The 14393-nt window shown below is 63.6% G+C and carries 13 protein-coding genes and 1 pseudogene; 4 read left to right on the top strand and 10 right to left on the bottom strand.

Annotation, left to right across the window (positions count from 1 at the left end; genetic code table 11):
* Nucleotide 1: 1 nt before the first annotated feature.
* On the top strand, nucleotides 2-286 hold the full coding sequence (locus ACR65T_RS16640) for a hypothetical protein (protein WP_434497537.1): 285 nt from the start codon (nucleotides 2-4) through the stop codon (nucleotides 284-286).
* Here the strand turns inward: ACR65T_RS16640 and ACR65T_RS16645 are convergent.
* The 6 genes from ACR65T_RS16645 to mutM form a co-directional block, all read right to left on the bottom strand.
* The gene (locus ACR65T_RS16645; RefSeq protein WP_434497538.1) at nucleotides 283-1617 is read right to left on the bottom strand and encodes an FAD-binding oxidoreductase; all 1335 of its coding nucleotides are present in this window, start codon (nucleotides 1615-1617) and stop codon (nucleotides 283-285) included. The two genes, ACR65T_RS16640 and ACR65T_RS16645, sit on opposite strands and share 4 nt — an antisense overlap.
* 428 nt (nucleotides 1618-2045) lie before the next feature.
* A complete protein-coding gene (locus tag ACR65T_RS16650; protein WP_434497539.1) occupies nucleotides 2046-3314 on the bottom strand; it encodes a class I SAM-dependent RNA methyltransferase in 1269 nt (422 codons plus the stop codon).
* A complete protein-coding gene (locus ACR65T_RS16655) occupies nucleotides 3311-4039 on the bottom strand; it encodes a TlyA family RNA methyltransferase (protein ID WP_434497540.1) in 729 nt (242 codons plus the stop codon). Before ACR65T_RS16655 ends, ACR65T_RS16650 begins: the two co-directional genes overlap by 4 nt.
* A gap of 2 nt (nucleotides 4040-4041) precedes the next feature.
* Nucleotides 4042-4854 (bottom strand): ABC transporter permease, encoded by an 813-nt coding sequence (locus tag ACR65T_RS16660; RefSeq protein WP_434497541.1) that lies wholly within the window; start codon nucleotides 4852-4854, stop codon nucleotides 4042-4044.
* Entirely contained in the window at nucleotides 4851-5609 is a 759-nt protein-coding gene (locus ACR65T_RS16665) for an ABC transporter ATP-binding protein (RefSeq protein WP_434497542.1), read from the bottom strand. Before ACR65T_RS16665 ends, ACR65T_RS16660 begins: the two co-directional genes overlap by 4 nt.
* A gap of 475 nt (nucleotides 5610-6084) precedes the next feature.
* Complete coding sequence (mutM, locus tag ACR65T_RS16670) at nucleotides 6085-6954, bottom strand: bifunctional DNA-formamidopyrimidine glycosylase/DNA-(apurinic or apyrimidinic site) lyase (protein ID WP_434497543.1); 870 nt, start codon at nucleotides 6952-6954, stop codon at nucleotides 6085-6087.
* A 108-nt stretch (nucleotides 6955-7062) separates the two neighbouring features.
* Between mutM and ubiE the strand changes: the two genes are divergently transcribed.
* The 3 genes and pseudogenes from ubiE to ACR65T_RS16685 all read left to right on the top strand — a co-directional run bounded on the left by ubiE (nucleotide 7063) and on the right by ACR65T_RS16685 (nucleotide 10087).
* On the top strand, nucleotides 7063-7833 hold the full coding sequence (gene ubiE / locus ACR65T_RS16675) for a bifunctional demethylmenaquinone methyltransferase/2-methoxy-6-polyprenyl-1,4-benzoquinol methylase UbiE (RefSeq protein ID WP_434497714.1): 771 nt from the start codon (nucleotides 7063-7065) through the stop codon (nucleotides 7831-7833).
* Nucleotides 7834-7972: 139 nt separating this feature from the next.
* Nucleotides 7973-9532 carry a 2-polyprenylphenol 6-hydroxylase gene (gene ubiB, locus ACR65T_RS16680; RefSeq protein WP_434497544.1) on the top strand — a complete coding sequence of 520 codons (1560 nt, stop codon included), beginning with the start codon at nucleotides 7973-7975 and terminating at the stop codon, nucleotides 9530-9532.
* Nucleotides 9533-9686: 154 nt separating this feature from the next.
* Nucleotides 9687-10087: pseudogene (locus ACR65T_RS16685) on the top strand (DUF1398 domain-containing protein).
* A gap of 54 nt (nucleotides 10088-10141) precedes the next feature.
* Here the strand turns inward: ACR65T_RS16685 and ACR65T_RS16690 are convergent.
* From ACR65T_RS16690 to ACR65T_RS16705, 4 genes are all read right to left on the bottom strand, one after another.
* A complete protein-coding gene (locus ACR65T_RS16690) occupies nucleotides 10142-11944 on the bottom strand; it encodes a patatin-like phospholipase family protein (RefSeq protein ID WP_434497545.1) in 1803 nt (600 codons plus the stop codon).
* Between the two features lie 86 nt (nucleotides 11945-12030).
* Nucleotides 12031-12468: an FKBP-type peptidyl-prolyl cis-trans isomerase gene (locus tag ACR65T_RS16695; RefSeq protein ID WP_424374866.1), complete on the bottom strand. Its 438-nt coding sequence runs from the start codon at nucleotides 12466-12468 to the stop codon at nucleotides 12031-12033.
* 62 nt (nucleotides 12469-12530) lie between these two features.
* A complete protein-coding gene (locus ACR65T_RS16700; RefSeq protein ID WP_434497547.1) occupies nucleotides 12531-13532 on the bottom strand; it encodes an adenosine kinase in 1002 nt (333 codons plus the stop codon).
* 160 nt (nucleotides 13533-13692) lie between these two features.
* A complete protein-coding gene (locus ACR65T_RS16705; RefSeq protein ID WP_434497548.1) occupies nucleotides 13693-14223 on the bottom strand; it encodes a hypothetical protein in 531 nt (176 codons plus the stop codon).
* Nucleotides 14224-14393: the final 170 nt, after the last annotated feature.

Consider the following 14393-nt stretch of genomic DNA (forward strand, 5'->3'; position numbering starts at 1 on the left):
CATGTCGGCGCCATTCGGCAAACGCCTCATTGTAACGACCATCGCCGCGATCCTGGCGATTCCGGCCTTCTTTTTCGTCGCGCGCGCCATCACGGCTTGGAGGCAAGGCTACGGCTGGGCGGAAATGGATTGGGACGACAAGGGCCATACGTCGATGACGGATTTCCTGCGCGCGGCTGACGTGGGCAAGCGGCCGGTCGACGTCAATGGTCAGTCTTGCGTCGAATATTTCATCTATAGGGACGGGATCACGGTGAAGATCGTCTGCCCGCAAGGACGAAGCTAGAGCAGCACGCCCGGGTTGAGGATGCCGTTCGGGTCGAGCGCCGCCTTGATGGCGCGCATGGCGTCGAGCGCGACCGGGTCTTTCGTCTGTCGCAAGAGATCGCGCTTCAGCCTTCCGATCCCATGTTCGGCGGAAATCGAGCCGCCGAACTCGTGCACGACGCCGTGGACGATGGCGTTGACCTCCGCCCAACGCGCGATGAATTCCGACTTATCGGCGCCGACAGGCTGCGAGACGTTATAGTGGATGTTGCCGTCGCCCATGTGGCCGAAAGGCACCGGCCGCGCCTGCGGGAAGGCGGCGCTTAGCCTCCGCCCAGCCTCCTCGATGAAGCGCGGAATCGTGTTCACCGGAACGGCGATGTCGTGCTTGATCGAGCCGCCTTCACGCTTTTGCGATTCGGACAGGCTTTCGCGCAGCTTCCACAGCGCGCGCGCCTGATTCAGCGATTGCGCCAGGGTCGCGTCCTGCGCCAATTCCGCGTCGATCGCCGCGGCGAGAATTTCGGCGGCGGCGCGCTCGGCTTCGCCATCGGCGAAGGCGGCAAGCTCGATCAGCGCATACCAGTCGTGCGGCTGCGCCAGAGGATCGCGCAGCCCGGGAATGTGACGCAGGACGAGCTCAAGCCCCAATCGCGACACGAGTTCGAAGGCGTGGAGCATCGGACCCGCGCGGCCTTTGACGAAGTTCAGCAGTTGCAGCGCCTGAGCCGGATCGCGAAGACCGAGAAAGGCGACGGCGCGGGAGCGCGGAGACGGGAAAAGCTTTAACGTCGCAGCGGTGATGACGCCGAGCGTGCCTTCCGAACCGACGAAAAGGCGCGTCAAATCGTAGCCGGTGTTGTCTTTGCGCAGCGCGCCGAGGGTCGAGAGCAGCCGTCCGTCGGCAAGCGCGACTTCGACGCCAAGCACCAGGTCGCGCATCGAGCCATAGGCGAGGACATGCACGCCGCCGGCGTTGGTCGCGAGATTGCCGCCGATGGTGCAGCTTCCTTCGGAGGCCAGCGAGAGCGGGAAATAGCGGTCGGCGGCCTGCGCGGCGTCTTGCGCCTGCGACAGCGTTACGCCGGCCTCGATCGTCATCGCGTCGGCCGTCGCGTCGACGGCGCGAATCCGATTGAGCTTTTCCAGCGAAAGGACGATGGATGCGCCGCTCGCGTCGGGGGTCTGTCCGCCGACAAGTCCGGTGTTGCCGCCTTGAGGCGTTACGGACGCGCCGGTTTCATTGCACAGCGCCAGGATGCCGGCGACCTCTTGCGGGGCGCTTGGCTTGAGAACGCAGAGCGCGCGGCCATGATAGAGGTCGCGAGGCTCAGCCAGGTAAGGGGACATCGCCGTCGCATCCGTTACGACGGCCGCCTCGCCGACAATAGCCGCGAGACGAGAAAGCAAAAGAGGCGCGTCAGACCGAATGGCTGTCACAGTCAGTAAGATGCGCCCTTTTTGTCGCGCTGTCCTTAGCGATAGTGACGGCGGCGATCATCTTTGCGGCGGGCGTAGACATAAGCGCGCATGGCGACCGGCGCGCTTGCGAGGACGATACTGCATAATGTCGCGGCGATAAGCGCATTCATCATGACGTTCTCCTTCCAGACCACGGAAATCATTTGAATTTCCGGCTACGCTGGACGACTCGCAAATCCTATGCCTGATTTGGGCGGCCGGCAACTCCGCTTTGCCAGAACCCCGCCCCGCCTCGGCGTTTCTTGACCATCCTGTGACATTCTTGGCACGCAAGAGCGACGCAGGCGCCGACAATTTCATCCAAGCAGACGCCGTTTTGCGGATTTGCGTCCACTCGTCTTCTCGAAAACGGCCACGATCTCAACATGCGCCGCATAGCGGAACTGGTCGAGCGGCGTGATCTCCCGGATGACGTACCCGCCTTTGAGCAAAATTGCGGCGTCGCGGGCGAAACTTTGTGCATGGCAGGAGACGGCGACGACGATCGGAGCTTCCGATCGCGCGATTTCAGTCGCCTGCGCGGCGGCGCCGGCGCGCGGCGGATCGAACACGACGGCGTCGAACCCGCTGAGTTCGCTGGCGCTGAGCGGACGCGTAAAGAGGTCGCGCGCGAGGCCTTCGAGTGCGCGCAGGCCTGGCGTCGCATGCGCCGCGGTGCGCATCGCCGCCAGTGCGCCGGCGTCTGTATCATAGGCTTTCACTTGCGCGCGCCGCGCCAGTCGAAGCGCGAAGGCGCCGACGCCGCAAAACAGATCGGCGACGTTTTGCGCTTTCGCGGTCGCGCCTAAAACGCGCGTCGCGAGCGTTTCTTCGCCGGCCTGGGTGGCCTGCAGGAAGGCGCCCGGCGGAAGCGTGAGCGTCGATTCACCGATTTTGACCTGTGGCGCCCGGCGGCGCGCGACAAGCTTGCCGTGATTCGTCAGCCGCGCGAGATCATGCGCGTCAGCCGCGGCGAGCAGCGCGCGGGTTTCGGCCTCGTCAAGAGGCCCGGCGCCGCGCAACTCGACGTCCAAACCGCCGAGCGTCGCCGTGGCGGCGATGTCGAGCGGCTTGCCGCGCGGCGCAAGAATCGCCGCGATCGCGCGGGCGGCGGGCAGCGCGCCGGCAAGCTCGGGCGCGAGCAATGGACAGGCCTCGATCTCGACGATTCGATGCGAACGCGCCGCCATATAGCCGACCCGCGCCTTGCCGGCGTCGAATCGCGCGTGGAACGTCACGCGCCGCCGGCCGGCGCCATGCGCGTCGATGGTCGGCGCCACGTCGAGCATCAGCCCCGCATTTGCGAGCGCCGTTTCGACGAGACTGCGCTTCCAGTCCGCATAGCCGTCGGCGCGCAGCGTTTGAACGGCGCAGCCGCCACAATCCTCAAAGTGCGGACAGATCGGCGCGATGCGCTGCGGCGACGCTTCGACGATGTCGACAAGGCGCGCGTGCTCGCCGTCGACCTCTGCCGTCACGGTCTCGCCTGCGAGAGCATAGGGGACGAAAACGCGCCGCCCGCCAAGCAGCGCCACGCCCTCGCCGCGATTGCCGAGCCGTTCGACGCGAAGACGCTCAACGCTCATGATCGCGCCGCATGAAGCAGGAATTCGCGATTGCCGTCGCCGCCCTCGATCGGCGAAGGAATGACGCCGCTTACACGCCAGTCCAAAGCTTCGATTTCGCCTTCGATGCGCGCGCAAACCTGTGCGTGAATCTTCTCGTCGCGCACAACGCCCTTCTTCACCGCCGCGCGCCCCGCTTCGAACTGCGGCTTGATCAGCACGACAAGGTCGGCGCGCGGCGCGGCGAGCGAAAGGACATGCGGCAAGAGCGCCGCCAGCGAAATGAAGCTCGCGTCGATCACGATCAGGTTCGGCGCCTCGGTAAGATGCTCAGCCGTCAGCGTGCGGGCGTCCTGCCCTTCGAGCGAAGTCACGCGCCGATCCGCGCGCAGCCGCGCATGTAATTGCCCGTGACCGACGTCGACCGCGACGACATGGCGCGCGCCGCGCGTCAGTAGAACGTCGGTGAAGCCGCCGGTCGAGGCGCCGACGTCGAGACAGAAGCGCCCGTCAGGGTCGACGCCAAACTGGTCGAGCGCATGCGCCAGCTTCACGCCGCCGCGCGACACCCAGGGGTAAGCCGCCCGCGCGACAATATGTGCCTCGGCGGCGATTGGCTCGGAGGGCTTTTTGACGATGCGGCCGTCAACGGTGACAAGCCCGGCTTCGATCGCCTCGCGCGCCTTGGCGCGACTCTCGAAAAGCCCTCGCGCATGGAGCGCGGCGTCGGCGCGGCTCGCGGCCATCGTCACTCTCCCGTCTGCAGCAGCGTGCCGGCGCGCCGCGCGCCTTTCAGCAGCAGGCCGAATGCCGCCGATGCGGCCGCGAAGAGAAAAACGTCGATCGCGAAGCCCTGCGCCAGCAGATCCCAACGGATGACGTGATCGATCAACACGCCGCGCAGCCCTTCGAACACATAGGTCGGCGGCAGCGTCCAGGAGATCGGCTGCAGCCAGTTGGGCAGCGTGGTCACCGGATAATAGACGGCGCCCAGCGGCTGCACGAAGAACATCAGCGACCAGACGAGGTTTTCCGCGCCAAGTCCATAACGCAGCAGAATGCCGGAGACGAAGAGACCGATGCTCCAGGCGAACAACATCAGCACGACGAAGAAGGCGGCGAACGCGATCCCGAGCGCCCAGAGATTGAAGCCGAAGAACAGGATCGCAAAAATTGTGACGGGAAGCACGCCGACGGCGAGTCGAATGAGGCTCATAGCCACAAGCGCGCCGACGAACTCCGCCGGCCGCAGCGGGCTCATCAGAATGTTCGGTAGATTGCGTGACCACAATTCCTCGATGAAGGAGAAGCAGAAGCCCTGTTGTCCGCGCAGCAGAATGTCCCACAGAAGAATGGCGCCGATCAGCGTGCCTGCGGCCTGCGCCGCCCCGCCCGGCGCCGCGAGAGCGCCGGCGCGCACGAGATAGGTCTGCAGAAATCCCCAGGTGAGGAGCTGGACGGTCGGCCAATAGATGATGTCGAGCACGCGCGTGTAAGACGCGCGTAAGAGATAGGCGTAGCGCAGCACCATCGCGCCGATGCGCTTGAAGGAAAAATTCATGCCGGGGCCCCGTCAACGCGGCCGCGGGCGACGTCGAGAAACACTTCTTCGAGCGTGTCGCGGCCATAGCGCGCCAGGAGGCTTGCGGGCGAATCGTCGTCGACGAGCGTCCCGTCCTTCAACATCAGCACGCGGTCGCACAGACGCTCGACCTCGCTCATATTGTGGGAGGCGAGCAGAATGGCGCAATTATGCGTGCGCCGATGCGCCTCTAACCGCGCGCGCATCCAGTCCGCCGTGTCGGGGTCGAGCGACGCGGTCGGTTCGTCCAGCAGCAGAAGCTGCGGGTCGTTGATCAGCGATTTGGCGATGGCGACGCGTGTTTTCTGGCCTGCGGACAGGCGTCCGGTCTGCCGGTCGAGAAAATCCCCAAGCGCCAGATCCTTCGCAAGCTGCGCGATCTTCGCGTCAAGATCCTCGACGTCGTAGAGCATGCCGAAGACGCGCAAATTTTGCCGCACGGTGAGGCGATGCGGCATGTCGACATAGGGACTTTCGAAGTTCATCCGGCCGAGCGCGCCGTAGCGCTCGCGCGACATATCGCAGCCGAAGGCGTGGACCGAACCTTGCGTCGGTTCGATCAGCCCCATCACCATGCCGATGGTCGTGGTCTTGCCGGCGCCGTTGCCGCCGAGCAGCCCGGTGACGGAGCCGGCCTCAAGCGAGAAGTCGAGCGGGCCGACGACTCTACGACGGTCGTAACTCTTGGAAAGGCCGGCGACGACGAGCGTCGGCGCGGCGGGGGAGGCGGACATGCGCGCACATTATCGTCGCTCGCCGGCGGCGCAAGTCCATTGGCGCGGCGCCGCTCAATGAAAGACGAACTGCTGTCTCGCGAGCGCATAAGGACCCGGCGGAGGACGCAAGCGGAACGACCTGAGAATCCAAAGCGCCATTTGAACGTGCGCGAAGGTCGAGCCGTAATATCTCATTACAGTGACGCGGCTGGAGGGCGAAACCTTGAAGTCAACGCCAGCGCCGCCATAACCAAGACTGGTGGCGGGCGGCGTCTGTTCAAGAAATGTTTGGTGGACGTAGGCCATATAGGCGGCGCAGGCCGGAATATCGCTTTTCCCGCCCAGCAGGGCGGCGCGCTATAGCCGCGGCTTTTTGCATGGGCGGGATTTAAGCCGACATGCAGCGCAACGACAGCGATGGTTAAGGGCAAAAGCCGCGTTTTTCCTTCTCCAATTAGCCGAGTGACGCGCATTCTTCAATGAAAAGCCTTCACTATTTCTGGCACGCGGGACAATAAAACGTCGAGCGGCCGGATTGAACGACGCGCGTGATCGTTCCTTTGCAGCCCGGCGTCGGGCAGGCCGCGCCTTCGCGGTCGTAGACGCGGAAACTATGCTGGAAATAGCCGAGCGAGCCGTCGATCTGGCGATGATCGCGTAGGGACGATCCGCCCGCCTTCAGCGCATCCGTCAAGACATCCTTGATCGACTGCGGCAGCCGCGCCAGCGCCGCCGTCGGCCGGCCGCTGGCGAGAACAAGCGATCCCGCGGCGCGCAGCGGCGAAATATGCGCGCGATGCAGCGCCTCGGAGACATAGATATTGCCGAGGCCGGCGATCAGGCGCTGGTCGAGCAGCAGCGCTTTCGCCGGCGCCGCGCGTCCGCGAAAGACGCGGGCAAGGAATACGGCGTCGAGCGCGCCGCTCAAAGGCTCGACGCCGAGGCCGCGAAAGAGTTTGTCTGCATCGATCGCATGCGTGGCGATGAGCAGCATGTAGCCGAAACGGCGCGGGTCGTTGTAGACGACGCGCCGCCCATGATCGAGATGCAGGACGACATGGTCATGCGCGGCGTTTTTGTCGCGCTTGTGGTGAAATGCGCTTGGCGTTTCTTCGTCGATGCGAAACGAGCCGCTCATGCCAAGATGCATGATCAGCGAATGGCCGTCGTCGAGATCGGCGAGGAGATATTTCGCGCGCCGGCGAAGGTCGAGAATGCGCCGGTCCTGAAGACGCGCGGCGAAGCGTTCGGGGAAGGGAAAGCGCAGATCCTGGCGCCTCAGCTCGACGCCCTCGATGATCGCGCCGACGAGCGCGGGCGCCAATCCCCGTCGCACGGTTTCGACTTCGGGCAGCTCTGGCATAAACTGGGTTGACCCCATCAAAGCGCCGGCGGGCTGGGACGGCGCGGGCGTAGCCACCGGCTCGGCGACAGGCTATACCGTCCCCTTCCTTCCTCGTCACCCGAGCGCCTGATGATTGATCGAACTTCCGAGCGAGAGGGCTCGACCCATTTCGGCTATTCCGAGGTTCCCTTGAACGAGAAACAGGGCCTCGTCGACGACGTCTTCCACAAGGTGGCGCGGCGCTACGATATCATGAACGACCTCATGTCGGGCGGTATGCACCGGCTGTGGAAGGACACGCTCGCCGCCAAGGTCAATGCGCGGGGGCGCAGGGGCTTTCGCCATCTCGACGTCGCCGGCGGCACGGGCGATGTCGCCTTCCGCATCGCCGCCGGCGCGGCGCATGACGCGGAAATCGTCGTGCTCGACATCAATGGCGACATGCTCGAAGTCGGCCGCGATCGCGCGCGCGAGCGCGGCGTTTCCGGCGTCGAGTTCGTGCAGGCCAATGCCGAATCGCTGCCTTTTCCCGAAGCGCATTTCGACAGCTACACGGTCGCTTTCGGCATTCGCAACGTGCCGCGCATCGACGTCGCGCTCACCGAAGCCCATCGCGTGCTGAAGCCCGGCGGCCGTTTCCTGTGCCTTGAGTTTTCGCAGGTCGCCGTTCCGGGCCTCGACAAGCTCTATGAAGCCTATTCGTTCAACGTCATTCCGGCGATCGGCAAGCTTGTCGCGGGAGATTCGGAGCCCTACCGCTATCTCGTCGAATCGATCCGCAAATTCCCCAGCGCGGAAGAATTCGAGCGGATGATCCGCAGGGCGGGCTTTCGGCGCACGGGCTTTGAGCGGTTGACGGGCGGCGTCGTCGCGATCCATTCCGGCTGGAAGAGCTGATCTCTAACGAGCGCGCTGCGAAAAAGCGGGATCCGGTTTTTCGCGTGACGCCGCGCTCTAATCTTTGGATTCGATCACCTTATCTGGAGTTTGGGCGATTTCGCCCGAATGCAGCGTGATCTAAAGAGCGGCGGCGTACGTGATCCTTGGCGTCGGTCATTTCTATCGTCTGGCGCGCGCCGGCTACATCATGGCGCGCGAAGGCGTCTTTGCGCTTCTTGATCCGGCGCTTCTGCCGCCGGCGGCGGCGCCGCTCGTGCGCTTCGCCAATCTCTTCGCGGGCGGCAAGCGCGACGGCGCCGGGCGGGCGCTGGTGCGCGCGCTGGCGCAGATCGGCCCCTCCTATGTGAAGCTCGGGCAATTTCTGGCGACGCGCCCCGACATCGTCGGGGGCGAGATCGCCGATGCGCTGACCGCGCTGCAGGACCGGATGGAGCCCTTCGGCCGCGACAAGGCCGTCGCCATCGTCGAGAAGGCGCTGGGCCGCAGCATCGACGAGCTGTTTGTGTCTTTTGGCGAGCCTGTCGCCGCCGCGTCCGTCGCGCAGGTGCATGTCGCCCAGGCGCAATACAAGGAGGGCGTGCGCAAGGTTGCGGTGAAAGTGCTGCGGCCGGGCATCGAAGGCCGATTCGCGCTCGATCTGCGCGACATGTATCGCGTGGCGCGATTCGCTGAGCGCTATTCCTCCGAAGCGCGCCGGCTGCGTATGATCGAGGTCGTCGATACGCTCGCGCGCACGGTCAGGCTTGAAACCGACTTTCGTCTCGAGGCGGCGGCCGCCTCCGAATTCGCCGATAATGTCGCCGGCGATCCGGAGATTCACGTGCCCAGCGTCGATTGGAGCCGCACGGATCGCGAAGTGCTGACGCTCGAATGGGTCGACGGCGTTCCTCTCTCGGATATCGAGCGCGTTGCGGCCGAGGGCTATGACCTCAAGGCGATCGGCCGTAATGTGCTGCAGTCATTCCTGCGCCACGCCATGCGCGACGGCTTCTTTCACGCCGACATGCACCAGGGCAATCTCTTCGTCGACAAGAAGGGCCGTCTCGTCGCCATCGACTTCGGCATCATGGGCCGGCTGGGATTGAAGGAGCGCCGGTTCCTCGCCGAGATTCTCTACGGCTTCATCATTCGCGACTACAAGCGCGTCGCCGAGGTTCATTTCGAGGCGGGCTATGTCCCCGCCGCCCATTCCATTCAAGAGTTTGCGCAGGCGCTCCGCGCCATCGGCGAACCGATGCATACGATCAACGCCGCCGATATTTCGATGGCGCGGCTGCTGACTCTGCTCTTCGAAGTGACGGCGCTGTTCGACATGCGCACGCGCACCGAGCTGGTGCTGCTGCAAAAAACCATGGTCGTCGCCGAAGGCGTCGCCCGCGCCTTCGATCCCAAGCTCGACATCTGGAAGACCTGCGATCCTGTGGTGCGCTCCTGGATTGAGGAGAATCTCGGCGTCAAGGCGAAGATCGAGGACGCGAGCAGAAGCGTCACTGAACTGGCCAAACTCGCGACGCATCTGCCACGAACACTGGCGGAGGCGGAACTCGCCATCCACCGTCTTTCGAAGATGGCGGACGAAGGCGTCGAACTATCGGACCGCTCACTTAGCGCGCTTGAGGGGATGAGACGCCGGTCCGACCGCTGGTTCGTGCTGGCCGTGATCGCTGTGGCGCTTTTAGCGATCTGGCTACTTTAAAGAGGCGAATTTAGCCAACGTTGCTTAAACAGCGCAGCTTGCCACCGAAGATCGACACGCGCTGGAACGAATCCTGAAAGAGACCGTTGCGAGACTTGGCCTGACGCGAATGCCGCTCGGCTAAGAACTCTCAGCTCAACACATAGAAGAGTCCATGAACTCTCAACCGATGGAAATCGCCGAAAGCTACCTGCGCGGAGCCGAAAGCAACAGCATGAGCTTTCCTGAAATCGTCGGGAAGCTGATGCAGGCAGGGTTTGAGAGCTACGCAATCGATTTCCGCCGCGCAACGGCGACTTGTTACTTGACGGATGGCGAAAGCTGGTTTTTTCCACGCATCGGCTCGAAGCGCCGATCGCTCCGACGCTCGATACAAACATTGTGCGGACCGCCATAAGGGAAGCCCAACAATCTGCGCCCGGCTACACATATTTGGGATTCTGTACGAAGGTCATGGCAGGCGGTTGCGCGGGATATGTTGTGTCGTTCTCCGGTCGCCGCGCCGTATATTTTGGCCGCACAGCCGAGACGCACGTTGAACCCTTTCCTCAGTAGCGAATCGATCCGGGCAGGCGGCAAAGGTTAGACCTACGAATTTGCCGCCGGCTCTCAGGGCTTCGCCGTGATGCGCAGATTGGTGTCTGGTTGAGGAATTCTACCTGATCGGATGGTCGGCAAATCCCGCCACTGTGCGCCTATTTCCGCGATTTCCGCGGCGCGCGTCAGCATAGCGTTGAGAACTTCGGGCGTCTGCTCGTATTCCCGCGCAAGCGCGGGGTAGCGCTCCAGAAAACGACCGAAGGACTCGACGATCGGACCGCTACTCGTCTGCGCGACCCCTTCACACGAACGGGTGAGATCGTCGAGCGTCTGCTCCATGCGGGCCATGGCGACGAGGAAGCGGCGCCAACGATGCGCGTCCATGTCGTCGCTGTCAAAATCCGCCAGCCGTTCGCCCGCTCTTTCGCCGAGCGCGACCAGCTTTCGGACAGTTTCCTCCGTCATCGCGATATTGAGGCCGCCCTCGTCGTCCGAAAGTCCGACATGGACGATGCGCTCACGGTAGCCCGGCAGAACGCTCTGCAGATTATCCTGCCAGTCCTTCGCTGCGTCGACGAGCCGGAACAGGAAGTCGCCGAAGCCCGAGAAAGGCAGAATGGGCAAGCTTGCCCCTTCGCGCGGATTGCGGAACATCCAGATGCGCCCGTCGCCCTCCTTGGGATCATGCCGCTTCGGATCGAAGACGTCGAGCGAGATGGCGAAGGTCGGCGTATTCGGCAGCAGCTTGTCGAAAAAATGGATTGGGAAGTTGCTCGAGAGCCCTCCGTCGCTAAAAAGGCAGCGTCGTAATGTCTGCTGATCGGGCTTCGAGGCATATTTGTAGTCGCGTCGCCAGAGCGGAACAGCGGAAATTAGCCCTGGGAAGCTGAGGCTCATGCGCGCGGCGACGACGATAGGCAAATCGTCCCGGTGGGGAAACGTATAAAATTCGCCGGGCTCCCCCTGCGACTGAAAATCTCGTTCGCAGACATTGAGGAGGTAGTCGATGACCCGTTGGGGAAAGAGCCTCTTCCACTCTCCAATCTCAAAGACGAAACCATAGGTGGCGTCGCCCTCGCGTCCGCTATCGAGCGGCAGCGTATAGGGACGCTTTTCCATCAGACTCGTCGTCATCATCAGCAGCGTGATCGGACGCCCGTCCTGCGGCGGCTTCTTGAGCTCGCCGAATGTCAGCGGCGCCGCGTCGGGCGCGCGGTCTGCCGCTTCGTCGATCAGCCGAGCGAGCCAGTCCGTAAAACCTTCGTCTTCGCCTCCCTCTTGTCGGAGGCCGGGGCAGAGGCCGTAGTCGTTGTCGGGCAGGTCGCGCTTGAACGCTTCTATCAGACGCCAGACGAGCGCGACGGCGACTCCAAGCGTAACAGGCAGAATAAAAAGGACGAGACTCGGCCAGAAGGCGACGCCCTGAGCGATGAGCGGCAACGCAAGGAAGAACCCAAGGCTTCCCCCGATGATCGCCACCTTACGGTAGCCAAGCAAGGCTGCGCGCAGCACGCCGGCAATCTTCCCGAACGCCGATCTCGATTCGAGCAGCGCGACGAAAATAGCGAACAGCGGTTTTAGCGCGGGCGTTGGTTGAAACAGGCTCTTGAGATGTGGCCCGACTTCGTCGGGCACTGTCGCGAGCCTTAGGAAGCCGCCTTTGTCGGACAAGCGCCCATATTCCGCGGCGGCCGCTGCTGCAGCGGCGATGGCGCCTGCGGACGTGCCACCGATGTTCGAGAAACGATACTTCTTGGCGAGAGATGTCAGCGCCAGCGGATAAACGACGCCGGACGTGATGCCGCCCTTCATGACGATGTCACAATATTCCTGCGGCGCGGCGAACGCCGCTTGCGATTGATCGCTGCTCATAATGGTTGCCTCAAAAAACAAAAAAAACGCCGCCCGCATCAAATATGGCGGGCGGCGCTTTGGTCGGTCAACAGCCGACGCGGCGTTTATTTCACCCCGACCAGATCAACATCGAAGATCAGCCAGGCGTTCGGCGGAATGACGCCGCCGGCGCCGCGCGCGCCGTAGCCGAGTTCCGGCGGAATCACGAGCGTGCGCTTGCCGCCGACCTTCATGGTTTCGACGCCCTCGTCCCAGCCCTTGATCACCTGGCCCTGGCCGAGCGGAAATTCGAAAGGCTGGCCGCGATCACGGGAAGAGTCGAATTTCTTGCCCTTCTCGCCATTGTTGTAGAGCCAGCCGGTGTAATGCACGACCGCGGTCTGGCCGATCTTGGGGGTCGCGCCGGTCCCGACCTTCGTGTCCTTGTACTGAAGGCCGGTAAGGCTTTTTGTCATCTGCTCCTCAGCGCGCGCTTCAACGGTGAGCGCGAGGCTCGCGACTGCGGCAAATGCGGCCAGAACCGTTTTGGAGACAAGGCGCATCTTTCGTTCCTCCAGCTTGTTTGAATCATCGATCGAGCGCCTCAGGTCGAGGAAACCCGAACTTATTCCAGCACGCCAGTGTCGCGGGCGAGTTGCAGCAAATCCTTCTGCGGCCGCGCGCCGACGTGAGAGATGATCTCCGCCGCGGCGAGCGCGCCGAGCGTGGCGCTGCGTTCATGCGGCAAGTCCTGCGTGTAGCCGGCGAGAAAACCGGCGGCGAAGAGGTCGCCAGCGCCGGTCGTGTCGACGACCGCATCGACAGAACAGGCCGGCGCGGCGAGGGCGCTCGCGCCATTCGCCACGACGCAGCCCTTTTCCGACCGGGTGACGACGCCAAGAAGCCCGTCTTCGGCGCGCAGCGCCGCGAGGGCCGTCTCGAAATCGCCGGTTTGATAGAGCGCGTGCAATTCGCTTTCATTGGCGAAAACGATGTCGACCACCCGATCGCGGATGAGAGAGAGAAATTCGCCGCGATAGCGATCGACGCAGAAACTGTCGGAAAGGGTAATCGCCACCTTGCGTCCGTTGGCGCGCGAGATCTTCGCCGCCTTCAGGAAGGCTTCCTTGGCGCCGGGCGGGTCCCAGAGGTAGCCCTCCATATAGAGGACCTTCGCGCGCGCGACCGTCGCCTCGTCGATGTCCGTCGGGGCGAGCGCCTGACAGGCGCCCAGAAAGGTGTTCATCGTGCGCTGGCCGTCCGGCGTCACGAAAATCAAGCAGCGCGCGGTCGCGGCGCCGTCGGCGGCCGCCGGCGTGTCGAAGGCGACTCCGGCCTTGCGGATGTCATGCGCGAATTCGCGTCCCGCGTCGTCCTCCTTGACCTTGCCGACGAATCCCGCGGCGCGACCCAGGCTCGCAAGGCCGGCCATGGTGTTGGCCGCCGAGCCGCCGGAAATAACCGTCGTGGGACCCATCGCTGTATAAAGTTCAGCGGCCCGCGCTTCGTCGACCAGCGTCATCGAGCCTTTGCGCAGTCCGGCCTGCAGCAAATCGTCGTCCTCGGCGCGCGCGATCGTGTCGACGATAGCGTTGCCAATGCCCAGAACGTCAAATGATAAGGTCATGAGCGTCGTTAATCCGTTTAGGGAAGGCAATCGGGCGTCTGCGCGCCGCGGGCGCGTTGTTTAGCATTGCGGCGCGGTCCCGTCGATCACATGCGAGGCATTCGCGAAATCCGCGAAACGCGGCGGCCGGGCGCCGCGCCGTCCGAGTATCGATTTGCCGCTATCTGCTGATCGGCGACAGGATCACTTCGATGACGATGACGAACAGCGCCGCTGCGAAGAAGGCCGGCGCCGGGCGCAGCGACACGTGCCGGAACAGGAAGGCGTACATGAACACCATCCAAATCAGAATCGGAAAGAGCAGAAAGCGCAGCAGCTTTTCGGTCGGCAAGGGCGGCGGCAGGGCGATGCCGAAGAGGAGGTGCAGGACAGTATAGATGAGCGCCGCAAGCCCGCTCATGATGGCGAGCGCCGTGGCTGTGCGCTGAAACTTTGCATCCTCTTTCAGAACGCGCAGCAGGCCGTACGTCCCGCCGTAGAGAAGGACCACGCTCATCACGCCGTAGATCAGGCTCCCGAGCAGCGAGTGGTTGAACGACTGCGCGATCGCCTGGAGCACGCCATAGGCGCCGAAAGCGCCCCACATCAATTCGCGCGAATCCGGCAGCGAGAGCTGCGACGCTTCGAGATTGATCATCTTGAGCACGGTCTGCGGCGTCTGCTGATTGAGAAGCGGAATATTGATCTGCATGGAGAGCGTTTCCGTTTTTGGCGTGGGAGAAGGCGAAAGCCCTACCCGCATTGGAAGCGAAAAGTCGTGCGGTCCAGCGCGCCGCAAGAGCGCTGGCCGGGCCGCACGACCTATTGGTCGCCTATCTACCATGCTTTCACGGAGCGCGGAAATACGGCGATTCTCATGCT

Source organism: Methylocystis sp., assembly GCF_051061285.1.
Taxonomy (GTDB): domain Bacteria; phylum Pseudomonadota; class Alphaproteobacteria; order Rhizobiales; family Beijerinckiaceae; genus Methylocystis.